Origin of the sequence: Acidovorax sp. SUPP2825 (genome assembly GCF_030158995.1) — a bacterium.
Taxonomy (GTDB): domain Bacteria; phylum Pseudomonadota; class Gammaproteobacteria; order Burkholderiales; family Burkholderiaceae_C; genus Paracidovorax.
This window is the reverse complement of the sequence record NZ_BQXK01000004.1, coordinates 98,898-122,141: the sequence shown is the minus strand read 5'-3', so window position 1 is coordinate 122,141 and position 23,244 is coordinate 98,898. Positions and strand designations below refer to the sequence as shown.

Below are 23,244 nucleotides of genomic sequence, written 5' to 3'. Positions count from 1 at the left end.
TTAGGAGTAAATAGAGAATGAACGCGCTTGTGAATGTGATTTTGGCGGTGCAGATTCTGGCTGCGCTGGGCATGATCGGCTTGATCCTGATCCAGCATGGCAAGGGTGCCGACATGGGGGCGGCCTTCGGCAGCGGAAGCTCCGGCAGCCTGTTCGGTGCCAGCGGCAGTGCCAATTTCCTGTCGCGCAGCACAGCGGTGCTGGCGGGGGTGTTCTTCGTGGCAACGCTGGCGCTGGCATATTTTGGCAATGTCCGTCCCGCGGGTGTTGGCAGCGTGCTGGAAGTGCCTGGGGTGGTGGCGCCTGCTCAGCCTGCTTCCGGCGCGGCTTCCGAAGTGCCTTCGGTGCCTGTGGTGCCTGCCTCCGGCGCTGGGCAGATCCCTACCAAGTAAGAAGAAAAGCGCAAAATTTGATCCTGCTCCTCGGAGCAGGGTTTTTCCGGAGTAGAATCCCGGATTGTCTGGAAAGCCAAAAACCCAACGGGTTCCTCATGCCATCCAGATGCATAAATCAGCCGTCGTGGTGAAATTGGTAGACACGCTATCTTGAGGGGGTAGTGGCGAAAGCTGTGCGAGTTCGAGTCTCGCCGACGGCACCAAAACAAAAGCCCATCCAACACGCCCATCCTGGGGCGTCTGGGTGCAGCTTCAGCGGTGAGCACATCCTCCAGATGAACCTCGATCAGTACCTCCCCGTTCTTTTGTTCATCTTGGTCGGCATCGGTGTCGGCGTCGTCCCGCTGGTGCTGGGCTATGTCCTCGGCCCCAATCGCCCAGATGCGGCCAAAAACTCCCCCTACGAATGCGGTTTCGAGGCCTTCGAAGACGCGCGCATGAAGTTCGATGTGCGCTACTACCTCGTTGCCATCCTCTTCATTCTTTTTGATCTGGAAATCGCCTTCCTGTTTCCGTGGGCGGTTTCGCTCCACGAGGTGGGGCTGACGGGTTTCATTGCCGTTGTCATCTTCCTGGCCATCCTGGTCGTGGGCTTCGCCTACGAGTGGAAAAAGGGTGCCCTGGATTGGGAATGACCGGTCTTCATAAGGAATGACACGATGATTGAAGGCGTGATGAAGGAAGGCTTCATCACCACCAGTTACGACTCGGTGGTGAATTGGGCCAAGACCGGCTCGCTGTGGCCCATGACCTTTGGTCTGGCCTGCTGCGCGGTGGAGATGATGCACGCCGCGGCGGCGCGTTACGACATCGGCCGTTTCGGTGCCGAGGTGTTCCGCGCCAGTCCGCGCCAGTCCGATCTGATGATCGTGGCCGGCACGCTGTGCAACAAGATGGCGCCGGCCCTGCGCAAGGTGTACGACCAGATGTCCGAGCCGCGCTGGGTGCTGTCCATGGGTTCGTGCGCCAACGGTGGCGGCTATTACCACTACAGCTATTCGGTGGTTCGCGGCTGCGATCGCATCGTTCCGGTGGATGTGTACGTGCCGGGTTGCCCGCCCACGGCCGAGGCATTGATCTACGGGATCATCCAGCTGCAGCAGAAGATCCGCCGCACCAACACCATCGCTCGCGTCTGAAGGGTTGACGATGACTGCCTTTGCTATTCGACCCGAAGCACTTCGGGACGCGATTGCCGCTGCGCTCGGCGACAAGGTGCGCCAGCTTTCGGTGGCGCTGGATGAGGTGACCCTGGTGGTCTCTGCCGCGGACTATCTGGCGGCCATGCAGTTGCTGCGCGATGCGCCGGGCTGTCGCTTCGAACAACTGGTCGACCTGTGCGGTGTGGACTACTCCTCGTATGGCGACGTCGGCGTGGAGGGGCCGCGCTACTGCGTGGTCTCGCACCTGCTATCGGTCAGTATGAACCAGCGCGTGCGGGTGAAGGTGTTCTGCGCGGATGACGATTTTCCGGTCGTGCCGTCGGTCTCGGACCTCTGGAACTCTGCCAACTGGTACGAGCGCGAGGCGTTCGACCTGTACGGCATCGTGTTCGACGGGCACAGCGACCTGCGCCGCATCCTGACCGACTACGGCTTCATCGGCCACCCCTTCCGCAAGGATTTCCCGTTGTCCGGACACGTGGAAATGCGCTACGACGCCGAGCAGCGCCGCGTCGTCTACGAACCGGTCACGATCGAGCCTCGCGAGATCACGCCCCGCATCATCCGCGAAGAAAAGTACGGAGGCCTGCACTGAGGCGCTCGCGCCGAAAAGTGATCCACCATGGCTGAAATCAAGAACTATTCCCTGAACTTCGGGCCGCAGCATCCGGCCGCACACGGTGTGCTGCGCCTCGTGCTTGAACTGGACGGCGAAGTCGTGCAGCGTGCCGACCCGCACATCGGCCTGCTGCATCGCGCCACCGAAAAGCTGGCCGAGCACAAGACCTTCATCCAGTCGCTGCCCTACATGGACCGCCTGGACTATGTCTCGATGATGTGCAATGAGCACGCCTACTGCCTGGCCATCGAGAAGCTGCTGGGCCTGGATGTGCCCGTGCGTGCGCAGTACATCCGCGTGATGTTCTCCGAGATCACACGCCTGCTGAACCACCTGATGTGGCTGGGTTCGCACGGCAACGACTGCGGCAGCTCCACGATCCTGATCTATACCTTCCGCGAGCGCGAAGACCTGTTCGACATGTACGAAGCGGTCTCCGGCGCGCGCATGCACGCGGCGTACTTCCGCCCGGGTGGTGTGTACCGCGACCTGCCCGATTCGATGCCGCAGTACAAGGTCAACAAGATCCGCAATGCCAAGGCCATCGAGGCGCTGAACCAGAACCGCAGCGGCTCCCTGCTGGACTTCATCGACGACTTCACGCAACGGTTCCCGAAGTGCGTGGACGAATACGAAACACTGCTCACCGACAACCGCATCTGGAAGCAGCGCACGGTCGGCATCGGTGTCGTGACGCCGGAGCGCGCCCTCAATCTGGGCATGACCGGCCCGATGATCCGCGGCTCGGGCATCGCATGGGATCTGCGCAAGACGCAGCCCTACGACGTCTATGACCGCATGGACTTCGACGTGCCGGTGGGCAAGACGGGCGACTGCTACGACCGCTATCTGGTGCGCGTGCAGGAGATGCGCCAATCCAACCGCATCATCAAGCAGTGCGTGGACTGGCTGCGTGCCAACCCCGGCCCGGTGATCACGGACAACCACAAGGTGGCACCTCCTTCGCGCGAATCCATGAAGTCGAACATGGAGGAGTTGATCCACCATTTCAAGCTCTTCACCGAAGGTTTCCGCGTGCCCGAAGGCGAAGCGTATGCAGCCGTGGAGCACCCCAAGGGCGAGTTCGGCATCTACCTGGTGAGCGATGGCGCCAACAAGCCCTACCGCCTGAAGATCCGCGCGCCCGGCTTTGCCCACCTGGCCACCTTGGACGAAATGGCCCGTGGCCACATGATTGCCGATGCCGTGGCCATCATTGGCACGATGGATATCGTGTTCGGGGAGATTGACCGATGAATACCGAAACGAAGGCGGTAGTGCCCGCCGCGTCCCAGATCACCGACGCGACGCTGGCGCGCTTTGCGCGCGAAGTGGCGAAGTACCCCGCGGAACAGAAGCAGTCGGCCGTCATGGCCTGCCTGGCCATCGTCCAGCAGGAACTGGGCTGGGTCAGCACCGAGAACGAGGCCGTGATAGCGAGCTACCTGGGCATGCCCCAGATCGCCGTGCACGAAGTCACCACGTTCTACAACATGTACAACCAGCAGCCGACGGGCAAGTACAAGCTCAACGTCTGTACCAACCTGCCGTGCCAGCTGCGCGATGGCCAGAAGGCGCTGCACCACCTGGAAAAGAAACTGGGCGTGGCGATGGGCGAGACCACGGCCGATGGCCTGTTCACGCTGCAGCAGTGCGAATGTCTCGGCGCCTGCGCCGATGCGCCCGTGATGCTGGTCAACGACCGCACCATGTGCAGTTTCATGGACAACGACAAGCTCGATCAGCTCGTGGATGGCCTGCGCCAAGCCGAAGGCGTGGCATCCCCGGCCCGGGCGGAAGGGCAAGCATGACGACCGCTGCGCAGAAGATCCTGTCGCAATTCCAGGCGACGGGCGTTCAAACCTGCTTCCACGACCGCCACATCGATCCGCAGATCTATGCAGGCCTGGATGGCACCAACTGGAGCCTCAAGGACTACGAAGCGCGCGGTGGCTATGCCGCCTTGCGCAAGATCCTGGAGCAGGGCGAAGGTGTGGGCCTCACCCAGGACCAGGTCATTGCGACCGTCAAGGAATCGGGCCTGCGTGGCCGTGGCGGTGCGGGCTTTCCCACCGGCCTCAAGTGGAGCTTCATGCCCCGCTCGTTCCCTGGCCAGAAGTACCTCGTCTGCAATTCCGACGAAGGCGAGCCGGGCACCTGCAAGGACCGCGACATCCTGCAGTTCAACCCGCACATCGTCATCGAAGGCATGATCATCGCCGCATACGCGATGGGCATCTCCGTGGGCTACAACTACATCCACGGCGAAATCTTCCAGACCTACGATCGCTTCGAAGAAGCGCTCGAAGAAGCACGCGCTGCGGGCTACCTGGGCGACAAGATCCTGGGTAGCGCCTTCAGCTTCCAGCTGCATGCCGCCCATGGTTTCGGCGCCTACATCTGCGGCGAGGAAACCGCACTGCTGGAGTCGCTCGAAGGCAAGAAGGGTCAGCCGCGCTTCAAGCCGCCATTCCCTGCGAGCTTCGGCCTCTACGGCAAGCCCACCACGATCAACAACACCGAGACGTTTGCCGCGGTGCCCTGGATCATCCGCAACGGTGGCGCCGCCTACCTGGCCTGCGGAAAACCCAATAACGGCGGCACCAAGATCTTCTCGGTCTCCGGCGACGTCGAAAAGCCCGGCAACTACGAAGTGCCCATGGGCACTCCATTCGCCAAGCTGCTGGAACTGGCGGGTGGCGTGCGCAAGGGCCGCCAACTCAAGGCCGTGATTCCCGGTGGATCGTCCGCTCCGGTGCTGCCGGCGTCCGTCATCATGGAATGCACGATGGACTACGACTCCATCGCCAAGGCCGGCTCCATGCTGGGTTCGGGCGCCGTGATCGTGATGGACGATTCTCGAAGCATGGTGGAGAGCCTGTTGCGCCTGTCGTATTTCTATTCGCATGAATCGTGCGGACAGTGCACGCCGTGCCGCGAAGGCACCGGCTGGATGTGGCGCGTGATCGACCGCATCCAGCACGGTGAAGGCCGCGACGGCGATCTGGATTTGCTCAATTCGGTGGCCGACAACATCCAGGGTCGCACCATCTGCGCCCTGGGCGATGCCGCCGCCATGCCGGTGCGCGCCATGATCAAGCACTTCCGTCCGGAATTCGAAGCGCTGATCCGCAACAAGACCCCTCAGGCGTCTGCCTCTGCCTGATCGCGAGAAAAGCATATGGTTGAAATCGAACTGGACGGGCAGAAGGTAGAAGTCGCCGAGGGCTGCATGGTGATGCATGCGGCCGAGAAGGCGGGCACCTATATTCCCCATTTCTGCTATCACAAGAAGCTTTCCATCGCCGCCAATTGCCGCATGTGCCTGGTGGACGTGGAGAAGGCGCCCAAGCCGATGCCGGCCTGTGCCACGCCCGTGACGCAAGGCATGATCGTGCGCACCAAGAGCGACAAGGCCATCAAGGCCCAGCAGTCGGTCATGGAGTTCCTGCTCATCAATCACCCGCTGGACTGCCCGATCTGCGATCAGGGCGGCGAGTGCCAGCTGCAGGATCTGGCGGTGGGCTACGGCGGCTCTTCTTCGCGTTACGAAGAGGAAAAGCGCGTGGTGTTCCACAAGGACGTGGGTCCCCTGATCTCCATGGAGGAGATGACCCGCTGCATCCATTGCACCCGCTGCGTGCGCTTCGGCCAGGAAGTGGCCGGCGTGATGGAGTTGGGCATGATCCATCGCGGCGAGCACTCCGAGATCACCACGGTGCTGGGCGATACGGTCGATTCCGAGCTGTCGGGCAACATGATCGACATCTGCCCTGTGGGCGCGCTGACCAGCAAGCCTTTCCGCTACAGCGCCCGGACCTGGGAGCTGTCGCGCCGCAAGTCGGTGAGCCCGCACGATTCCACCGGTGCCAATCTCATCGTCCAGGTGAAGAACCACAAGGTGATGCGCGTCGTTCCCTTCGAGAACGAAGACGTCAACGAGTGCTGGATCGCCGACCGTGACCGCTTCTCCTACGAAGCTCTCAACGGAGACGAGCGCCTGACGCGCCCCATGCTCAAGCAGGGCGGCCAGTGGAAGGAAGTCGACTGGCAGACCGCGCTGGAATACGTGGCCAATGGGCTGCAGGGCATCCGCACCGACCATGGCGCCCAGAGCATCGGTGCGCTGGTGAGCCCGCACAGCACGCTGGAAGAGCTGTTCCTGGCCGGCGCGCTCGTGCGCGGCATCGGCAGCGACAACATCGACCACCGCCTGCGCCACGCCGAGTTCACCCAGGCCGATGGCATCCATTGGCTGGGCACGAGCATCGCCTCGCTGTCCTCGCTGCAGTCGGTGCTGGTCGTGGGCTCGAACCTGCGCAAGGACCATCCGCTGTTCGCCCAGCGCATCCGCCAGGCTGCGCGCAAGGGCTGTACCGTCAGCGCCCTCAACGCCGCGGCCTACGACTGGGCCATGCCCGTGGCGCAGTCCATCGTGGCGCCGGCCCAGGACTGGGCTGCGGTCCTGGCCGACGTGGCCGCCGCCGTGGCGCAGGAACGCGGTGTGGCTGCCCCCGTGGCCAGCGGCCGTGTGACCGACGTCTCGGCCGGTATGGCCCGTGCATTGGCTTCGGGCGAAGGCCGGGCCATCCTGCTGGGCAACGCCGCTGCGCACCACGCCCAGGCCTCGAGCCTGCTGGCGCTGGCCCAGTGGATCGGTGCCCAGACGGGTGCGGTGGTGGGCTACCTCACCGAAGCCGCCAATACGTTGGGCGCGCAGTTCGTTGGCGCACAGCCGCAGAAGGGCGGCCTGAACGCCGGCCAGATGCTGGCGGGCGGCCTCAAGGCGGCGCTGCTGCTGAACACCGAACCTGTCCATGACTCCGCCGCAGGTGCACAGGCAGCGGCTGCGCTGTCGGGTGCCGAGATGGTCGTGACGATGAGCCCTTTCAAGGCCAACATGGAATTCAGCGATGTGCTGCTGCCCATCGCGCCGTTCACCGAAACCTCGGGCACCTTCGTCAATGCCGAAGGCCGCCTGCAGAGCTTCCACGCCGTGGTCAAGCCGCTGGGCGATGCCCGTCCCGCGTGGAAGGTGCTGCGGGTGCTGGGCAACCTGCTGGGTGTGCAGGGCCTCGACTTCGAGACCTCTCAGGACGTGCTGGCGAAAGCCACGGGTGCGACGGTGGCCGCTCCGCTGGCCCAACTGCCTGCCGACCGCCTGAGCAACAGCACGCGCGCTGCCATCGCCGTGCCCGCCGGTGCGGGTGCCGCGCCGGTCGTGGCCAGCATCTACCAGCTCGACGGGCTGGTTCGCCGTGCGCCGTCGCTGCAGTTGACGGCCGATGCACGCCGCGCCGCTGAAGGAGTTGCCGCATGATCGACGCGCTGTACAACGGCGGCCTGCACCTGTTCGCCCAGTCCTGGTGGACGGCGGCGGTGTGGCCGGTGATCTGGAACCTGATCAAGATCGTGGCCATCGTGGCCCCCCTGATGGGTGCCGTGGCCTACCTCACGCTGTGGGAGCGCAAGCTGCTCGGCTTCATGCAGGTGCGCCATGGCCCCAACCGGGTCGGCCCGTTCGGGCTGCTGCAGCCGCTGGCCGACGGCCTCAAGCTGCTGACCAAGGAAATCATCCAGCCAACGGCGGCCAGCAAGGGCCTGTTCGTGCTCGGCCCAGTCATGGCCATCATGCCCGCGCTGGCGGCCTGGGTGGCGATTCCGTTCGGTCCGGATGTGGCCTTGGCTAACGTGAATGCCGGCCTGCTGCTGGTGATGGCCATCACCTCCATCGAGGTGTACGGCGTGATCATCGCTGGCTGGGCTTCCAACTCCAAGTACGCCTTCCTGGGGGCGCTGCGCGCTTCCGCGCAGATGGTGAGCTATGAAATCGCGATGGGCTTCTGTTTCCTCGTCGTCATCATGGTGTCGGGCAGCATGAACCTGACCGAAGTCGTGATGGGGCAGGGCGCCGGCATGGCAGCCGCGAAGGGCTTTGGCTTCCTGTCGTGGAACTGGCTGCCGCTGCTGCCGATCTTCATCGTCTACCTCATCTCGGGCGTGGCCGAAACCAACCGCCACCCCTTCGACGTGGTCGAAGGCGAGGCCGAGATCGTGGCCGGCCACATGGTCGAGTACTCGGGCATGGGCTTCGCCATCTTCTTCCTGGCCGAATACGCCAGCATGTGGCTCGTGTCCATCCTGGCCGTGCTCATGTTCCTGGGCGGCTGGCTGTCGCCGGTGGCGGCGCTGGACTTCATCCCCGGATGGATCTGGCTGGGCCTCAAGACCTTCCTCGTGGTGTCCATGTTCATCTGGATCCGCGCGACCTTCCCGCGCTTTCGCTATGACCAGATCATGCGGCTGGGCTGGAAGATCTTCATTCCGGTCACGCTGGTGTGGCTGCTTATCGTTGGCGCGTGGCTGCACTCGCCATGGAACATCTGGAATTGAGCGGGGACACCGATGACTGCTGTTGCTGCTACTTCATCCTTTTCGATCAAGGATTTTTTCAAGAGCTTCATGCTGGTGGAGCTGGTCAAGGGCATGGCCCTGACGGGTCGCTACGCGTTTCGGCGCAAGGTGACCGTTCAGTTCCCTGAAGAGAAGACGCCCCTGTCGCCCCGGTTCCGCGGCCTGCACGCGCTGCGCCGCTACGACAACGGCGAAGAGCGCTGCATCGCCTGCAAGCTGTGCGAGGCCGTGTGCCCGGCACTGGCGATCACCATCGAGTCCGATGTGCGTGCGGACGGTTCGCGCCGCACCACGCGCTATGACATCGATCTGACCAAGTGCATCTTCTGCGGCTTTTGCGAAGAGAGCTGCCCGGTGGACTCCATCGTCGAGACGCAGATCCTGGAATACCACGGCGAAAAGCGCGGCGACCTGTACTTCACCAAGGACATGCTCCTGGCCGTGGGGGACCGCTACGAGGCCGAGATCGCTGCAGCCAAGGCGGCCGACGCCAAGTACCGCTGAGCGCGGCTCCTGAACCCCTACAAAGACCCGATTCATGGACGCCAAGACTGGTTTCTTCTATCTGTTCTCGGTCGTGCTGCTCTTTGCAGCCTTCCGGGTCATCACCGCGCGCAACCCCGTGCATGCGGTGCTGTATCTCATCCTCGCGTTTTCGCAGGCGGCCGCCATCTGGCTGCTGCTGAAGGCGGAGTTCCTCGCCATCGCCCTGGTGCTGGTGTACCTCGGCGCGGTGATGGTGCTCTTCCTCTTCGTGGTGATGATGCTGGACATCCACATCGATTCCATTCGGCAGGGCTTCTGGCGGCACTTTCCGCTGGCGGCCTTCATCGGCGCGCTGATCGCCCTGGAAATGGCGGCCGTGCTGATGGGCGGCTTCCGTGGCATGGACGAGCCCAAGGCGGTGGCGGCCGTGGTCGATGCGGCAGGCCATGTGCTGCCTTACTCGAACACCAAGGCGCTGGGCAAGCTGCTCTACACCGAGTACCTGTACCCCGTCGAGATCGCAGCGGTCATCCTGCTGGTGGCGATGATCGCGGCCATCGCGCTCACCCTGCGCCAGCGCAAGGACAGCAAGGCGATCAACCCATCGCAGCAGATCCGTGTGCGCGCCAGCGACCGCGTGGCGCTGGTGAAGGTCGCCGCGACGCAAAAGCCTGCAGAGGAAGCAGCGGCAACGCCCGCTGTCGAGGAGAAGAAGGCATGACATTGACCCTGGGCCATTTCCTGTCGCTGGGCGCGATGCTGTTCGCGCTCGCCGTCATCGGCATCTTCCTGAACCGCAAGAACCTGATCGTGCTGCTGATGGCGATCGAGTTGATGCTGTTGGCCGTGAACATGAACTTCGTCGCGTTCTCGCACTACCTGGGCGACATGCACGGCCAGGTGTTCGTGTTCTTCATCCTGACGGTCGCCGCGGCAGAGTCGGCCATCGGCCTCGCGATCCTGGTGCTGCTGTTCCGCAACAAATCCAGCATCAACGCGGAAGACCTCAACACCCTCAAGGGTTGAGTCGCCGGTACTAGCCAAGGTCCTCAAGAATGAGCCAAACCCTTTCTGCTTCGACACTGCTGGCGGTGCCCATGGCACCGCTGGTGGGATCCGCCCTGGCGGGTATCTTCGGCACCGCCTTCGGCGGCAACCGGATCGGCCGGCGGCTGAGCCACACGCTGACCATTCTCGGCGTGCTGGCGGCCTTCGTCCTGTCCGCCATGACGCTCAAGAGCGTGGCCATGGACGGCGCGCGCTTCAACGAAACGCTCTACACCTGGATGGTGGTCGGCGGCCTCAAGATGGAGGTCGGCTTCCTCGTGGACAGCCTCACGGCCATGATGATGTGCGTGGTGACCTTCGTGTCGCTGATGGTGCACATCTACACGATCGGCTACATGGAAGAAGACGACGGCTACAACCGTTTCTTCGCCTACATCTCGCTGTTCACCTTCTCGATGCTGATGCTCGTCATGAGCAACAACCTGCTGCAGCTGTTCTTCGGCTGGGAAGCGGTGGGCCTGGTGTCGTACCTGCTGATCGGCTTCTGGTTCAACAAGCCGACCGCCATCTTCGCCAACATGAAGGCGTTCCTGGTGAACCGCGTGGGCGATTTCGGCTTCATCCTGGGCATCGGCTTGATCGCGGCGTACACCAACACGCTGAACTACAGCGAGATCTTCGGCAAGGCGGGTGAGCTCGGAACACTGTCGTTCCCGGGCACCAGCTGGATGCTGATCACGGTCATCTGCATCTGCCTGTTCATCGGTGCGATGGGCAAGAGCGCTCAGTTTCCGCTGCACGTGTGGCTGCCGGACTCGATGGAAGGCCCGACGCCCATCTCCGCGCTGATCCACGCCGCCACCATGGTGACGGCCGGCATCTTCATGGTGTCGCGGATGTCGCCGCTGTTCGAACTGTCGGACACCGCGCTCAACTTCATCCTCGTGATCGGTGCGATCACGGCGCTGTTCATGGGCTTTCTGGGCATCATCCAGAACGACATCAAGCGCGTGGTGGCCTATTCCACGCTGTCGCAGCTGGGCTACATGACGGTGGCGCTCGGTGCCTCCGCCTACTCGGTGGCGGTGTTCCACCTGATGACGCACGCGTTCTTCAAGGCGTTGCTGTTCCTCGGCGCGGGCTCGGTCATCATGGGCATGCACCACAACCAGGACATCCGCTGGATGGGCGCCGTGCGCAAGTACATGCCCATCACCTGGATCACGTCGCTGCTGGGTTCGCTGGCACTGATCGGCACGCCGCTGTTCTCGGGCTTCTATTCCAAGGACAGCATCATCGAAGCCGTGCATGCCAGCACGCTGCCGGCCGCAGGTTTCGCGCACTTCGCCGTGCTGGCGGGCGTGTTCGTCACCGCGTTCTATTCGTTCCGCATGTACTTCCTGGTCTTCCACGGCAAGGAGCGCTACGACCAGAACCCGGATGCGCACCACGACGACCACCATGCCCATGACGACCACCACGGCCATGGCCACGATGCCAAGCCGCACGAGTCGCCCTGGGTCGTCACCGTGCCGCTGATCCTGCTGGCCATTCCTTCGGTGGTCATCGGCTTCCTGTTCATTCAGCCCATGCTGTTCGGCGACTTCTTCAAGGACGTGATCTTCGTCGACGCCGCCAAGCACCCCGCGATGGCGGAACTGGCGGAGATCTTCCACGGCCCCGTGGGCATGGCGCTTCACGGCCTGCAGACCGCACCGTTCTGGCTGGCCCTGGCGGGCGTGGCGGCGTCCTACTACATGTACATGGTCAACCCGGCCCTGCCGGCCGCGATCAAGCGCATCTTCCATCCGATCTACATGCTGTTCGAGAACAAGTACTACCTCGACTGGATCAACGAAAACATCATCGCGCGGGGCGCTCGCGCGCTGGGCACCGGCCTGTGGAAGGGCGGCGACCAGGCCGTGATCGACGGCGCGCTGGTCAACGGCTCGTGGAAGCTGGTGGGCCGCGTGGCGGGGGTGGTGCGCTGGTTCCAGACGGGCTACATCTACCACTACGCGCTGGTCATGATCCTGGGCATCTTCGCGCTCATGACGTACTTCGTGTGGCTCAACAAGTAGAGGGAAAACAAAAATGGGTTTGTTGAGTCTTGCCATCTGGGTGCCGATCGCGTTTGGCGCCCTGCTGCTGGCCTTTGGCCGCGATGAGCACGCACGCGCCGTGCGCTGGCTGGCCCTGATCGGGTCGCTGGTGGGTCTGGCCGTCACGCTGCCGCTGTACGGCGGCTTCGAGGCCACGTCCGCCGCAGCGCAGTTCGTCGAGAAGGTGCAGTGGATCGAGCGCTTCAACGTCCACTACCACCTGGGTGTGGACGGCATCTCGTTCTGGTTCGTACCGCTCACGGCGTTCATCACGGTGATCGTGGTGATCGCGTCGTGGGAGTCGATCACCGAGCGCGTGAACCAGTACATGGGCGCGTTCCTGATCCTCTCGGGCCTGATGATCGGCGTGTTCAGCGCGCTCGATGGTCTGCTGTTCTACGTGTTCTTCGAAGCCACGCTGATCCCGATGTACCTGATCATCGGCATCTGGGGCGGCCCCAACAAGATCTACGCGGCGTTCAAGTTCTTCCTGTACACGCTGCTCGGCTCGCTGCTGATGCTGATCGCGCTGATCTACCTGTACAACCAGTCCGGTGGCAGCTTCGACATCGCCACGTGGCACCAGCTGCCGCTGTCGGCCCGTGCGCAGACCCTGCTGTTCTTCGCCTTCTTCGCCGCGTTCGCGGTGAAGGTACCGATGTGGCCGGTGCACACCTGGCTGCCCGACGTGCACGTGGAGGCCCCCACCGGCGGCTCCGCCGTGCTGGCTGCCATCATGCTGAAGCTGGGTGCCTATGGTTTCCTGCGCTTTTCCATGCCCATCGCCCCCGACGCCGCGCGTGAATGGGCCTGGCTGATGATCGCGCTGTCGCTGGTGGCCGTGATCTACGTGGGCCTGGTGGCGATGGTGCAAAAGGACATGAAGAAGCTGGTGGCGTATTCGTCCGTGGCGCACATGGGCTTCGTGACGCTGGGCTTCTTCATCTTCAACGACCTGGGCGTGTCGGGCGGGCTGGTGCAGATGATCGCCCACGGCTTCGTGTCGGGCGCCATGTTCCTGTCGATCGGCGTGCTGTACGACCGCGTGCATTCCCGTGAGATCGCGGCCTACGGCGGCGTGGTCAACACCATGCCCAAGTTCGCGGCCTTCGCGCTGCTGTTCGCCATGGCCAACTGCGGCCTGCCGGGCACGGCCGGATTCGTGGGCGAGTGGATGGTGATCCTGGGCGCCGTCAAGGCCAACTTCTGGATCGGCCTGGCCGCGGCCACGGCGCTGATCTTCGGCGCGGCCTACACGCTGTGGATGTACAAGCGCGTCTACCTCGGCCCCGTCGCCAACGACCACGTGAGAGACCTCAAGGACATCGGTGCCCGCGAGTTCCTGGTGATGGCCGTGCTCGCGATTGCCGTGCTTTACATGGGGCTGTACCCCCGTCCCTTCACCGACGTGATGGACGCTTCGGTGGCGCAGCTGCTCAAGCACGTGGCGCTGTCCAAGCTCAACTGACCAGACTGAAACGAGAGACTCGAGATGATTGACAACATCAGCTGGCTGGCGGTGTATCCGGAGATCGTGCTCCTGGTCATGGCCTGCGTGATCGCGCTCGTGGACCTGGGCGTCACCAGCCCACGGCGCACGGGCACCTACCTGCTCACCATGCTCACCCTGACCGTGGTGGCCGTGCTGCAGGCCCTGTATGCCAACACCGGCAACACGTTCTACGGCTTCGGCAACATGGTGGTGAGCGATGCCATGGGCAACTGGCTCAAGTGCTTCGCCACCGTGGCCATGATGGTCACGCTCGTCTATGGCCGCCCCTATGCCGGCGACCGCGACATGCTGCGCGGCGGCGAGTTCTTCACGCTGTCGATGTTCGCGCTGCTGGGCATGTTCATCATGATCTCGGGCAACAACTTCCTGGTGATCTACCTGGGCCTGGAATTGCTCACGCTGTCCAGCTATGCGCTGGTGGCCCTGCGCCGCGACCATGCGACCTCCACCGAGGCCGCGATGAAGTATTTCGTGCTGGGCGCGATGGCGAGCGGCTTCCTGCTGTACGGCCTGTCGATGATCTACGGCGCGACCGGTTCGCTCGACATCGGCCAGGTGTTCAAGGCGGTCAACTCCGGCCAGATCCGCCACCAGGTGCTGGTGTTCGGCCTGGTGTTCGTGGTGGCCGGCCTGGCCTTCAAGCTGGGCGTGGTGCCGTTCCACATGTGGATTCCCGATGTGTACCAGGGCGCTCCCACGGCCGTGACGCTGATCATCGGCGGCGCGCCCAAGCTGGCGGCCTTCGCCATCACCATCCGCCTGCTGGTGGACGGGCTGCTGCCGCTGGCCATCGACTGGCAGCAGATGCTCGCGGTGCTGGCCATCGGCTCGTTGCTGGTCGGCAATCTGGCGGCCATCGCCCAGACCAACCTCAAGCGCATGCTGGCGTACTCCACGATCTCGCAGATGGGCTTCGTGCTGCTGGGCCTGCTGTCGGGCGTGGTCAACGGCAACGTGGATGCCAACGCGGTCGAGAACGCCTACAGCTCTTCCATGTTCTACGTGGTGAGCTATGTGCTGACCACGCTGGCGAGCTTCGGCGTGATCCTGCTGCTGGCCCGCGAAGGCTTCGAGAGCGAAGAGATTTCCGACCTGGCGGGCCTGAACCAGCGCAGCCCGCTGTATGCCGGCGTGATGGCGGTGTGCTTGTTCTCGCTGGCCGGTCTGCCGCCGCTGGTGGGCTTCTACGCCAAGCTGTCGGTGCTGCAGGCCCTGGTGGCTTCGGGCCAGACGCTATACATCGCCCTGGCCGTCTTCGCGGTGGTGATGTCGCTGATCGGCGCCTTCTACTACCTGCGCGTGGTGAAGGTGATGTACTTCGATGCACCGCTCACCGCCGCGAACGTGTCGGCCCCGCTGGACGTGCGCATGGTGCTCACGCTCAACGGCGCGCTGGTGCTGGTGCTGGGCCTGCTGCCCGGTGGCCTGATGGCGCTGTGCGCCGACGCCGTCGTGCGCGCGCTGGCGACCTGAGCGCGCCCGGATTTCCTTTTCCCAGGCCGTTGCCCCTCCTGTGTCCGCCACCGCGTCCATCTGGCTGGTGATCGTGCTGGCGGCCATCGGGGCCAACCTGCCGTTCTTCAGCCAGCGCTGGCTGCTGGTGGGCCCGAAGGCCGCGCCCACCAAGCCCATGGCGGCGCGCCTGGGCGAAATGGCCCTGCTGTACTTTCTGGTCGGTGGCGTCGCGCTGCTGCTGGAGCGCCGCGTGGGGCAGATCGCACCCCAGCAGTGGGAGTTCTACGCGATCACTGCCACGCTGTTCATCACGCTGGCGTTTCCCGGGTTCATCTACCGCTACCTGCTGCGGCGCAACAAGGGCTGAGGTGCTGCGCATCGCCGGCCGGCTGCCTCCGCTGCCTGCTCCATTCCCATTGCCATGAAAGTGCTCGATCTCCATTGCGCACAGGGCCATGCATTCGAGGGCTGGTTCGGGTCCGAGGCCGATTTCCAGAGCCAGCTGGCGCGCGATCTCGTTCAATGCCCCCTGTGCGGCAGCAGCGAGATCCGCAAGGGCCTGAGCGCCCCGCGCCTGAATCTGGGCGCAATGCCCAACCCGGCTGCCCCGCGCGCCCGGGAGGACGGTGCTGGCAGCACTGCGGTGGCAAACCCATCCCCTTCCATGCCCCCGGGCGATTCCGGCCTGCAGGCCGCGTGGCTGCGGGTGGCCCGGCACATCGTGGCCCACACCGAGGACGTGGGGCCCCGCTTCGCGCAGGAAGCGCGCCGCATGCACCACGGCGAAACCGAAGAGCGCGGTATCCGCGGCCAGGCCAGTGCCCAGGAAGCGGCCGAACTGCTGGAAGAGGGGATCGCAGTGCTGCCCCTGGTGCTTCCGGACGCGGCCAAGGAAACCTTGCAGTAGCCGCCTGCCGGTGCGTCGGCATCGCCGACCGGATGGCAGGCCTCGGTCCGCCCGTCTTCACTGCGTGAACTGCAGCGCCGCCAGCCGGGCGTACACGCCGCCCTGCCGGACCAGGTCCGCATGGCGCCCTTCCTCCACGATCTGCCCTTGGTCCATCACCACGATGCGGTCGGCGTTCTGCACCGTGGCGAGCCGGTGCGCGATGACCAGCGTGGTGCGCTGGCCGCTGTGGCGCTGCATGGCGGCGTCCAGCGCGGCCTGCACCATGCGTTCGCTTTCCGCATCGAGCGCGCTCGTGGCTTCGTCCAGCAACAGCAGCGGTGGGTTCTTGAGCAAGGCGCGGGCGATGGCGATGCGCTGGCGCTGCCCGCCGGACAGGCGCACGCCACGCTCGCCCAGGAAAGTGCCGTAGCCTTCGGGCAAGGCCGCGATGAACTCGTGTGCGAAGGCGGCGCGTGCGGCCTCCTGCACTTCCCGCTCGGTGGCACCGGGGCGGCCGTAGCGGATGTTGTCCAGGGCCGAGGCGGAGAAGATCACCGCGTCCTGCGGCACGATGCCCACGTGGGCACGCAGGTCGCCGAGCGCCAGGCGGCGGATGTCCACGCCGTTCAGCGCGATGCCGCCGCCTGCGGCATCCACGTCGTAGAAGCGCTGCAGCAGCTGGAACACCGTGGTCTTGCCCGCGCCGCTGGCGCCCACCAGCGCGACGGTTTCGCCGGCCGACAGGTGCAGGTCAAAGCCGCGCAGGGCGGGTGCCTGCGGCCGCGAGGGATAGTGGAACGCCACTTTGTCGAAGTCCACGCGCAGCCCGCCGCCCGTGTCCGGCAGCGCCGCGGGCTGCGCGGGGCTGGCGATGGGCGATCGGCTGGCGAGCAGTTCCATGAGCCGTTCGGTGGCCCCGGCGGCGCGCAGCAGGTCGCCGTACACCTCGCCGAGCACGGCCACCGCGCCCGCAAGGAACATGACGTAGATGACCGTCTGCCCCAGGTGGCCGGCCGACATCTCGCCCGCCAGCACCGCCTGCGTGCCCCGGTACAGGCCCCACAGCAGCAACGCCGCGTTGGCGATCACGATGAAGGCCACCAGCGCCGCGCGGGCCCGGCTGCGGCGCACGGCGGTCTGGAAGGCGTTCTCGGTGGAGGCTTCGAACCGGCGGGCTTCGCGCGATTCGGCCGTGTAGCTTTGCACGGCGGGCACGGCATTGAGCACCTCGGCCGCGATGGCGCTGGAATCGGCCACCCGGTCCTGGCTGGCCCGGGAGAGGCGGCGCACCCAGCGGCCGATCCACAGCGTGGGCAGCACCACGACCACGATGGCGGCGAACACCACCGACATGATGTACGGATTGGTCCACACCAGCATCCCCAGCGCCCCCACGCCCATCACCGCGTTGCGCAGGCCCATCGACAGCGACGAGCCCACCACGGTCTGCACCAGCGTGGTGTCCACGGTCAGGCGCGACAGCACTTCGCCGGTCTGCGTGGTTTCGTAGAACTGCGGGCTTTGTTCCAGCACGTGCGCATAGACGGCGTTGCGCAGGTCGGCCGTCACCCGCTCGCCCAGCCAGCTCACGGTGTAGAAACGCGCGGCGGAGAACAGCCCCAGCGCCACGGCCACGGCGAACAGCAGCCCGAAATGCTCGCGCAGCGCCATGGCCTGCTCGCCGCGCGTGGCGCCCACCAGCCCGCCGTCGATGAGTTCGCGCAGCGCCAAGGGAAACGCCAGCGTGGCCAGCGCCGCCAGCACCAGGAAGACCAGCGCGAGCGCAATGCGTCCGGCATAGGGCCGGAGAAACGGCAGCAGGCCGCCGAGCGAGCGCGGGGCGCCGGGGGTGGGGGAGGAGGAGGGCATGGTGGCAGTGTAGGAGCCCGCGCCCGGATCGGCATGCGCCTTGCCATGAAGCCTGCCGCGACACAGGTTTGCTATTAATTTAATAGCTACCCGAACAATTGGATCTATGGCATGGAGCGGTTTTCATCCAAAGCCCTGCCTGGGGCGGAAGGCGTGCGCCGGACCGCGCCCGGGCGTCCCCAGGGGGGCGGTGCCGGCCGGCCGGGTAGGCGTTTATACATAGGCATTTGTCCCAGTATCTGCGCAGCGGGGGCGCGCCTTAGGATGCGGTGCAACCTAACGCAGGCCAGGGTGCCTCGCTCCCCCGGGCGAAGCGCCCCGCCCAGCACCACCACGGAGCGGCCAAGGCGCAATGAGCGACGTCATTCTCGAAACCCACAGCCTGACCAAAGAGTTCAGAGGCTTCACCGCGGTCAGCGATGTCAATCTCGCGGTCCGCCGGGGCTCCATCCATGCGCTGATCGGTCCCAACGGCGCTGGCAAGACCACCTGCTTCAACCTGCTGACCAAGTTCCTGGAGCCGACCTCCGGCGTGATCCGCTTCAACGGCGAGGACATCACCCGCGAGCGGCCCGCGCTGATCGCGCGGCGCGGCGTGATCCGCTCGTTCCAGATCTCCGCCGTGTTCCCGCACCTCACGCTGCTGGAGAATGTGCGCATCGGCCTGCAGCGCAAGCTGGGCACGGCGTTCCACTTCTGGCGCAGCGAACGCAGTCTGCAGCAGCTCGACGGCCGCGCGATGGAACTGCTGGCCGAAGTGGGCCTGCAGGACCTGGCCGACGAGACCACCGTGAACCTGCCCTACGGCCGCAAGCGCGCGCTGGAGATCGCCACCACGCTGGCCATGGAGCCCGAGCTGATGCTGCTGGACGAGCCCACGCAGGGCATGGGCCACGAGGACGTGGACCGCGTCACGCAGCTCATCAAGAAGGTCTCGGCCGGCCGAACCATCCTCATGGTGGAACACAACATGAAGGTGATCTCCACGATCGCCGACCGCATCACCGTGCTGCAGCGCGGCGCTGTGCTGGCCGAGGGGCCGTACGAAGAGGTATCGCGCAACCCGCAGGTGATGGAGGCCTACATGGGCACCACGGACGGCCAACTGCAGGGGGCCCACGCATGAGCGCGCCGGCCCTCGAGATCAGTGGCCTGCAGGCCTGGTACGGCGAGTCGCACGTGCTGCACGGCGTGGACATCACGGTGCAGCCCGGCGAGGTGGTGACCCTGCTGGGCCGCAATGGCGCGGGCCGCACGTCCACCATGCGCGCCGTGATGGGGCTGACGGGCGCCCGCAAAGGCTCCGTGCGCATCCACGGGCAGGAGACGATCCAGATGCCCACGCACCGCATCGCCCACCTGGGCGTGGGCTATTGCCCGGAAGAGCGCGGCATCTTTTCCAGCCTGTCGTGCGAAGAGAACCTGCTGCTGCCCCCGGTGCTCAAGACCGGCACGCAGGGCATGTCGGTCGATGAGATCTACGCCATGTTCCCCAACCTGGCCGAGCGCCGCCACAGCCAGGGCACGCGCCTGTCGGGCGGCGAGCAGCAGATGCTGGCGGTGGCGCGCATCCTGCGCACCGGGGCCAAGCTGCTGCTGCTCGACGAAATCTCCGAAGGCCTGGCGCCGGTGATCGTGCAGGCCCTGGCCCGCATGATCACCACGCTGCGCCAGAAGGGCTACACCGTGGTGATGGTGGAGCAGAACTTCCACTTCGCCGCGCCGCTGGCCGACCGCTTCTACGTGATGGAGCACGGCCGCATCGTGGAGCAGTTCGGCGCCGCCGAGCTGCAGGCCAAGATGCCCGTGCTCAACGAGTTGCTGGGCGTCTGACCCGGCGCGGGACGGCTTCGACCACCGCCTTCGCCCAGAGCACCCCGATCCCCCTTTCCATCGAAGACCCAAGGAGACAACGACATGAAAAAGATGAACCTCAAGGCGCTCGCCGTGCTGCTGGGGGCCGCGGGCCTCGCGACGTTCTCCGCGCAGGCGCAGGACAAGGTGAAGATCGGCTTCATCACCGACATGTCCAGCCTGTACGCCGACGTGGAAGGCAAGAACGGCGCGGTGGCGATCCAGATGGCCATCGACGACTTCGGCGGCAAGGTGCTGGGCCAGCCCATCGAGCTGCTGAGCGCGGACCACCAGAACAAGGCCGACATCGCCGCATCGAAGGCGCGCGAGTGGATCGACACGCAGGGCCTGACGATGCTGTTCGGCGGCACCAACTCGGGCACGGGTCTGGCGATGGCGAAGGTGGCGCAGGAGAAGAAGCGCGTGTTCATCGTCAACGGCGCGGGCTCCTCGGCGCTCACCAACGAGCAGTGCAGCCCCTACACGGTGCACTACGCCTACGACACCGTGGCGCTGGCCAAGGGCACGGGCGGCGCGATCGTGGGGCAGGGCGGCAAGGACTGGTTCTTCCTCACGGCCGACTATGCGTTCGGCGCCGCGCTGGAGGCCGATACGGCCAAGGTGGTCAAGGAAAAGGGTGGCAAGGTGGTGGGCAGCGTGAAGCACCCCATCAACGCGTCCGACTTCTCGTCCTTCCTGCTGCAGGCGCAGAACTCCAAGGCGCAGATCCTGGGCTTGGCCAATGCCGGCGGCGACACCATCAACGCCATCAAGGCCGCGCGCGAGTTCGGCATCAACAAGACCATGAAGATGGCGGGCCTGCTGGTCTTCGTGACCGACATCCACAGCCTGGGCCTGAAGAACACCGAAGGCCTGCTGCTCACCACCAGCTGGGACTGGAACCTGGACGACAAGACCCGTGCCTTCGGCCGCAAGTTCTTCGCCAAGACCAAGCGCATGCCGACCGACATCCAGGCGGCCGACTACTCGGCCACCATGAACTACCTGAAAGCGGTGGAAGCCGCCAAGACGCTCGATGCCGACAAGGTGATGGAGAAGCTCAAGTCCACGCCCATCGACGACTTCTACGGCAAGGGCGTGATCCGCCCGGACGGCCGCTTTGCGCACGACATGTACTTGGTGCAGGTGAAGGCCCCCGCCGAATCCAAGGAGCCCTGGGACTACTACAAGGTCGTGAGCAAGCTGCCCGCCGACCAGGTGTGGACCACCAAGGCCGAGAGCAAATGCGCGCTGTGGAAATGAGCTGACGCGCACGATCGAAAAAAACACATCCGAGATCAGGAGACAAAGCCATGAAAAACAGACAACTCACCCGACTGGCCCTGGTGCTGGGCGCCCTGGGCCTGGCCGCATCGGCCGTGCAGGCCCAGGACAAGGTCAAGATCGGCTTCATCACCGACATGTCCAGCCTGTACGCCGACGTGGAAGGCAAGAACGGCGCGGTGGCGATCCAGATGGCCATCGACGACTTCGGTGGCAAGGTGCTGGGCATGCCCATCGAACTGATGAGCGCGGACCACCAGAACAAGGCCGACATCGCCGCATCGAAGGCGCGCGAATGGATCGACACGCAGGGCCTGACCCTGGTGTTCGGCGGCACCAACTCGGGCACGGCCCTGGCCATGGCCAAGGTGGCGCAGGAGAAGAAGCGCGTGTTCATCAACAACGGCGCGGCCACCTCGGCACTCACCAACGAGCAGTGCAGCCCCTACACGGTGCACTACGCCTACGACACCGTGGCGCTGGCCAAGGGCACGGGCGCCACCATCGTCGATGGCGGGGGCAAGAGCTGGTTCTTCCTCACGGCGGACTACGCGTTCGGCCACGCGCTGGAGGCCGATGCGAGCACGGTGGTCAAGGCCAAGGGCGGCACGGTGGTGGGCAGCGTCAAGCACCCGCTCAATGCCTCGGACTTCTCGTCCTTCCTGCTGCAGGCGCAGAACTCCAAGGCCCAGGTGCTGGGCCTGGCGAACGCGGGTGGCGACACCATCAACTCCATCAAGGCCGCCAAGGAGTTCGGCATCGGCAAGAGCATGAAGCTCGCCGGCCTGCTGATCTTCTTCAGCGACATCCACAGCCTGGGCCTCAAGACCACCGAGGGCCTGCAGTTCACGACGAGCTGGTATTGGGACCTGAACGACGACACGCGCAAGTTCGCCGACAAGTTCATGGAAAAGACCAAGCGCCGTCCCACCGAGATCCAGGCGGCCGACTACTCGGCCACCATGAACTACCTGAAGGCCGTCGAAGCCGCCAAGAGCACCGATGCCGACAAGGTGATGCAGGCCTGGCGCGGCATGAAGATGAACGACTTCTTCGGCTCCGGCACGCTGCGCCCCGATGGCCGCTACGTGCACGACATGTACCTGATGCAGGTGAAGTCACCGGCCGAATCCAAGGGCGCATGGGATTACTACAAGCTCGTCAAGAAGCTGCCCGGCGAGGAAGTGTTCGCCACCCAGGCCGAGAGCAAGTGCGCGGCCTGGAAATGACACCCATGACGCGCCGCCCGTTCCGCTGACCCTCTTTTTTCACCGCTTCACCGCCACTCGCGCCCTCCCATGCAAATCTTCGGTGTCTCACTGCCGGGCCTGTTGAGCCAGCTTCTGCTGGGGCTGGTCAACGGGTCGTTCTACGCCATCCTCAGCCTGGGGCTGGCGGTGATCTTCGGCCTGCTCAACGTGATCAACTTCGCGCACGGCGCGCTGTTCATGCTGGGCGCGATGCTCACCTGGATGGGCATGACCTACCTGGGCATCAACTACTGGGTGATGCTGCTGGCCGCGCCGGTGGTGGTGGGCATCCTGGGGGTGCTGATCGAGCGGCTGCTGCTGCGCTGGATCTACAAGCTCGACCACCTCTACGGCCTGCTGCTGACCCTCGGGCTCACGCTGCTGATCGAGGGGGTGTTCCGCTCCATCTACGGCGTCTCGGGGCTGGGGTACGACACGCCGGAACTGCTGGAAGGCGCGACCAACCTCGGCTTCATGATCCTGCCCAACTACCGCGCCTGGGTGGTGGTGGCCTCGCTCGTGGTGTGCGTGGGCACCTGGTACGTGATCGAAAAGACCAAGCTCGGCGCCTACCTGCGCGCCGGCACCGAGAACCCGCGCCTGGTGGAGGCCTTCGGCGTGAACGTGCCGGTGATGATCACGCTCACCTACGCGTTCGGTGCGGCGCTGGCCGCGTTCGCCGGCGTGCTGGCCGCACCGGTCTATCAGGTCACGCCGCTCATGGGGCAGAACCTCATCATCGTGGTGTTCGCCGTGGTGGTGATCGGCGGCATGGGCTCGATCATGGGCTCGATCCTGACCGGGCTGGGCCTGGGCGTGATCGAAGGGTTCACCAAGGTGTTCTATCCCGAGGCCTCTTCCACCGTGGTGTTCGTCATCATGGTGATCGTTCTCCTCATCCGCCCCGCCGGCCTGTTCGGCAAAGAGAGATAAGCAGGGGCCG

General features: G+C 64.9%; 23 protein-coding genes and 1 tRNA gene. 23 read left to right on the top strand and 1 reads right to left on the bottom strand.

Features of this window, described 5'->3' with window-relative positions:
* The first annotated feature begins 17 nt into the window (after positions 1–17).
* From secG to AVAK2825_RS06945, 18 genes are all read left to right on the top strand, one after another.
* On the top strand, positions 18–392 hold the full coding sequence (gene secG / locus AVAK2825_RS07030) for a preprotein translocase subunit SecG (RefSeq protein WP_284395671.1): 375 nt from the start codon (positions 18–20) through the stop codon (positions 390–392).
* Positions 393–513: 121 nt separating this feature from the next.
* Positions 514–598 (top strand) — tRNA-Leu (locus AVAK2825_RS07025).
* Between the two features lie 72 nt (positions 599–670).
* The gene (locus AVAK2825_RS07020) at positions 671–1,030 is read left to right on the top strand and encodes an NADH-quinone oxidoreductase subunit A (RefSeq protein WP_092744429.1); all 360 of its coding nucleotides are present in this window, start codon (positions 671–673) and stop codon (positions 1,028–1,030) included.
* A gap of 24 nt (positions 1,031–1,054) precedes the next feature.
* On the top strand, positions 1,055–1,534 hold the full coding sequence (locus AVAK2825_RS07015) for a NuoB/complex I 20 kDa subunit family protein (RefSeq protein WP_007849129.1): 480 nt from the start codon (positions 1,055–1,057) through the stop codon (positions 1,532–1,534).
* A 10-nt stretch (positions 1,535–1,544) separates the two neighbouring features.
* Positions 1,545–2,153 carry an NADH-quinone oxidoreductase subunit C gene (locus AVAK2825_RS07010; RefSeq protein WP_284395598.1) on the top strand — a complete coding sequence of 203 codons (609 nt, stop codon included), beginning with the start codon at positions 1,545–1,547 and terminating at the stop codon, positions 2,151–2,153.
* 27 nt (positions 2,154–2,180) lie between these two features.
* The gene (locus AVAK2825_RS07005) at positions 2,181–3,434 is read left to right on the top strand and encodes an NADH-quinone oxidoreductase subunit D (RefSeq protein ID WP_272567984.1); all 1,254 of its coding nucleotides are present in this window, start codon (positions 2,181–2,183) and stop codon (positions 3,432–3,434) included.
* Entirely contained in the window at positions 3,431–3,988 is a 558-nt protein-coding gene (gene nuoE, locus AVAK2825_RS07000; protein ID WP_284395595.1) for an NADH-quinone oxidoreductase subunit NuoE, read from the top strand. The genes AVAK2825_RS07005 and nuoE overlap by 4 nt, the downstream gene beginning before the upstream one ends.
* On the top strand, positions 3,985–5,343 hold the full coding sequence (gene nuoF / locus AVAK2825_RS06995) for an NADH-quinone oxidoreductase subunit NuoF (RefSeq protein ID WP_284395590.1): 1,359 nt from the start codon (positions 3,985–3,987) through the stop codon (positions 5,341–5,343). The genes nuoE and nuoF overlap by 4 nt, the downstream gene beginning before the upstream one ends.
* 15 nt (positions 5,344–5,358) lie before the next feature.
* On the top strand, positions 5,359–7,497 hold the full coding sequence (gene nuoG, locus AVAK2825_RS06990) for an NADH-quinone oxidoreductase subunit NuoG (protein WP_284395589.1): 2,139 nt from the start codon (positions 5,359–5,361) through the stop codon (positions 7,495–7,497).
* Positions 7,494–8,570 carry an NADH-quinone oxidoreductase subunit NuoH gene (gene nuoH, locus AVAK2825_RS06985; RefSeq protein ID WP_272567990.1) on the top strand — a complete coding sequence of 359 codons (1,077 nt, stop codon included), beginning with the start codon at positions 7,494–7,496 and terminating at the stop codon, positions 8,568–8,570. The genes nuoG and nuoH overlap by 4 nt, the downstream gene beginning before the upstream one ends.
* Positions 8,571–8,582: 12 nt before the next feature.
* Entirely contained in the window at positions 8,583–9,095 is a 513-nt protein-coding gene (gene nuoI / locus AVAK2825_RS06980) for an NADH-quinone oxidoreductase subunit NuoI (RefSeq protein ID WP_284395586.1), read from the top strand.
* Positions 9,096–9,129: 34 nt separating this feature from the next.
* Positions 9,130–9,798 (top strand): NADH-quinone oxidoreductase subunit J, encoded by a 669-nt coding sequence (locus AVAK2825_RS06975; RefSeq protein WP_284395584.1) that lies wholly within the window; start codon positions 9,130–9,132, stop codon positions 9,796–9,798.
* On the top strand, positions 9,795–10,103 hold the full coding sequence (gene nuoK, locus AVAK2825_RS06970; RefSeq protein WP_005793248.1) for an NADH-quinone oxidoreductase subunit NuoK: 309 nt from the start codon (positions 9,795–9,797) through the stop codon (positions 10,101–10,103). The genes AVAK2825_RS06975 and nuoK overlap by 4 nt, the downstream gene beginning before the upstream one ends.
* 29 nt (positions 10,104–10,132) lie before the next feature.
* Entirely contained in the window at positions 10,133–12,166 is a 2,034-nt protein-coding gene (nuoL, locus tag AVAK2825_RS06965) for an NADH-quinone oxidoreductase subunit L (RefSeq protein ID WP_284395543.1), read from the top strand.
* A 13-nt stretch (positions 12,167–12,179) separates the two neighbouring features.
* Positions 12,180–13,655: an NADH-quinone oxidoreductase subunit M gene (locus AVAK2825_RS06960; protein ID WP_284395542.1), complete on the top strand. Its 1,476-nt coding sequence runs from the start codon at positions 12,180–12,182 to the stop codon at positions 13,653–13,655.
* Between the two features lie 24 nt (positions 13,656–13,679).
* Entirely contained in the window at positions 13,680–15,173 is a 1,494-nt protein-coding gene (nuoN, locus tag AVAK2825_RS06955) for an NADH-quinone oxidoreductase subunit NuoN (RefSeq protein WP_284395540.1), read from the top strand.
* A gap of 40 nt (positions 15,174–15,213) precedes the next feature.
* A complete protein-coding gene (locus AVAK2825_RS06950; RefSeq protein WP_284395538.1) occupies positions 15,214–15,522 on the top strand; it encodes a DUF2818 family protein in 309 nt (102 codons plus the stop codon).
* Positions 15,523–15,576: 54 nt separating this feature from the next.
* Positions 15,577–16,062, top strand: coding sequence for a DUF1178 family protein (locus tag AVAK2825_RS06945; protein WP_284395535.1), 486 nt, complete (start codon positions 15,577–15,579; stop codon positions 16,060–16,062).
* 57 nt (positions 16,063–16,119) lie between these two features.
* Here AVAK2825_RS06945 and AVAK2825_RS06940 read toward each other — a convergent pair whose 3' ends face one another.
* Positions 16,120–17,913, bottom strand: a complete 1,794-nt coding sequence (locus AVAK2825_RS06940) for an ABC transporter transmembrane domain-containing protein (protein WP_284395533.1) — start codon at positions 17,911–17,913, stop codon at positions 16,120–16,122.
* Positions 17,914–18,265: 352 nt separating this feature from the next.
* On the opposite strand from AVAK2825_RS06940, the gene AVAK2825_RS06935 reads away from it, so the two are divergent.
* From AVAK2825_RS06935 to AVAK2825_RS06915, 5 genes are all read left to right on the top strand, one after another.
* Entirely contained in the window at positions 18,266–19,039 is a 774-nt protein-coding gene (locus AVAK2825_RS06935; protein ID WP_272551665.1) for an ABC transporter ATP-binding protein, read from the top strand.
* A complete protein-coding gene (locus AVAK2825_RS06930; protein ID WP_284395527.1) occupies positions 19,036–19,746 on the top strand; it encodes an ABC transporter ATP-binding protein in 711 nt (236 codons plus the stop codon). The genes AVAK2825_RS06935 and AVAK2825_RS06930 overlap by 4 nt, the downstream gene beginning before the upstream one ends.
* 84 nt (positions 19,747–19,830) lie before the next feature.
* The gene (locus AVAK2825_RS06925; RefSeq protein WP_272568000.1) at positions 19,831–21,030 is read left to right on the top strand and encodes an ABC transporter substrate-binding protein; all 1,200 of its coding nucleotides are present in this window, start codon (positions 19,831–19,833) and stop codon (positions 21,028–21,030) included.
* A 50-nt stretch (positions 21,031–21,080) separates the two neighbouring features.
* Positions 21,081–22,280 (top strand): ABC transporter substrate-binding protein, encoded by a 1,200-nt coding sequence (locus AVAK2825_RS06920; protein ID WP_284395524.1) that lies wholly within the window; start codon positions 21,081–21,083, stop codon positions 22,278–22,280.
* A gap of 69 nt (positions 22,281–22,349) precedes the next feature.
* Positions 22,350–23,234 (top strand): branched-chain amino acid ABC transporter permease, encoded by an 885-nt coding sequence (locus AVAK2825_RS06915; protein ID WP_272568004.1) that lies wholly within the window; start codon positions 22,350–22,352, stop codon positions 23,232–23,234.
* Positions 23,235–23,244: the final 10 nt, after the last annotated feature.

Bases quoted from the DNA above. Each gene is read 5' to 3' on its own strand.
- nuoK (WP_005793248.1), top strand. From the start codon at position 9,795: ATGACATTGACCCTGGGCCATTTCCTGTCGCTGGGCGCGATGCTGTTC.
- nuoG (WP_284395589.1), top strand. From the start codon at position 5,359: ATGGTTGAAATCGAACTGGACGGGCAGAAGGTAGAAGTCGCCGAGGGC.
- AVAK2825_RS06925 (WP_272568000.1), top strand. From the start codon at position 19,831: ATGAAAAAGATGAACCTCAAGGCGCTCGCCGTGCTGCTGGGGGCCGCG.
- AVAK2825_RS07005 (WP_272567984.1), top strand. From the start codon at position 2,181: ATGGCTGAAATCAAGAACTATTCCCTGAACTTCGGGCCGCAGCATCCG.
- nuoF (WP_284395590.1), top strand. From the start codon at position 3,985: ATGACGACCGCTGCGCAGAAGATCCTGTCGCAATTCCAGGCGACGGGC.
- nuoE (WP_284395595.1), top strand. From the start codon at position 3,431: ATGAATACCGAAACGAAGGCGGTAGTGCCCGCCGCGTCCCAGATCACC.
- AVAK2825_RS06920 (WP_284395524.1), top strand. From the start codon at position 21,081: ATGAAAAACAGACAACTCACCCGACTGGCCCTGGTGCTGGGCGCCCTG.
- AVAK2825_RS06915 (WP_272568004.1), top strand. From the start codon at position 22,350: ATGCAAATCTTCGGTGTCTCACTGCCGGGCCTGTTGAGCCAGCTTCTG.
- nuoL (WP_284395543.1), top strand. From the start codon at position 10,133: ATGAGCCAAACCCTTTCTGCTTCGACACTGCTGGCGGTGCCCATGGCA.
- AVAK2825_RS06975 (WP_284395584.1), top strand. From the start codon at position 9,130: ATGGACGCCAAGACTGGTTTCTTCTATCTGTTCTCGGTCGTGCTGCTC.
- AVAK2825_RS07015 (WP_007849129.1), top strand. From the start codon at position 1,055: ATGATTGAAGGCGTGATGAAGGAAGGCTTCATCACCACCAGTTACGAC.
- nuoH (WP_272567990.1), top strand. From the start codon at position 7,494: ATGATCGACGCGCTGTACAACGGCGGCCTGCACCTGTTCGCCCAGTCC.
- secG (WP_284395671.1), top strand. From the start codon at position 18: ATGAACGCGCTTGTGAATGTGATTTTGGCGGTGCAGATTCTGGCTGCG.
- AVAK2825_RS06960 (WP_284395542.1), top strand. From the start codon at position 12,180: ATGGGTTTGTTGAGTCTTGCCATCTGGGTGCCGATCGCGTTTGGCGCC.
- nuoI (WP_284395586.1), top strand. From the start codon at position 8,583: ATGACTGCTGTTGCTGCTACTTCATCCTTTTCGATCAAGGATTTTTTC.
- AVAK2825_RS06935 (WP_272551665.1), top strand. From the start codon at position 18,266: ATGAGCGACGTCATTCTCGAAACCCACAGCCTGACCAAAGAGTTCAGA.
- AVAK2825_RS07010 (WP_284395598.1), top strand. From the start codon at position 1,545: ATGACTGCCTTTGCTATTCGACCCGAAGCACTTCGGGACGCGATTGCC.
- AVAK2825_RS06945 (WP_284395535.1), top strand. From the start codon at position 15,577: ATGAAAGTGCTCGATCTCCATTGCGCACAGGGCCATGCATTCGAGGGC.
- AVAK2825_RS06940 (WP_284395533.1), bottom strand. From the start codon at position 17,913: ATGCCCTCCTCCTCCCCCACCCCCGGCGCCCCGCGCTCGCTCGGCGGC.
- AVAK2825_RS06930 (WP_284395527.1), top strand. From the start codon at position 19,036: ATGAGCGCGCCGGCCCTCGAGATCAGTGGCCTGCAGGCCTGGTACGGC.
- nuoN (WP_284395540.1), top strand. From the start codon at position 13,680: ATGATTGACAACATCAGCTGGCTGGCGGTGTATCCGGAGATCGTGCTC.
- AVAK2825_RS07020 (WP_092744429.1), top strand. From the start codon at position 671: ATGAACCTCGATCAGTACCTCCCCGTTCTTTTGTTCATCTTGGTCGGC.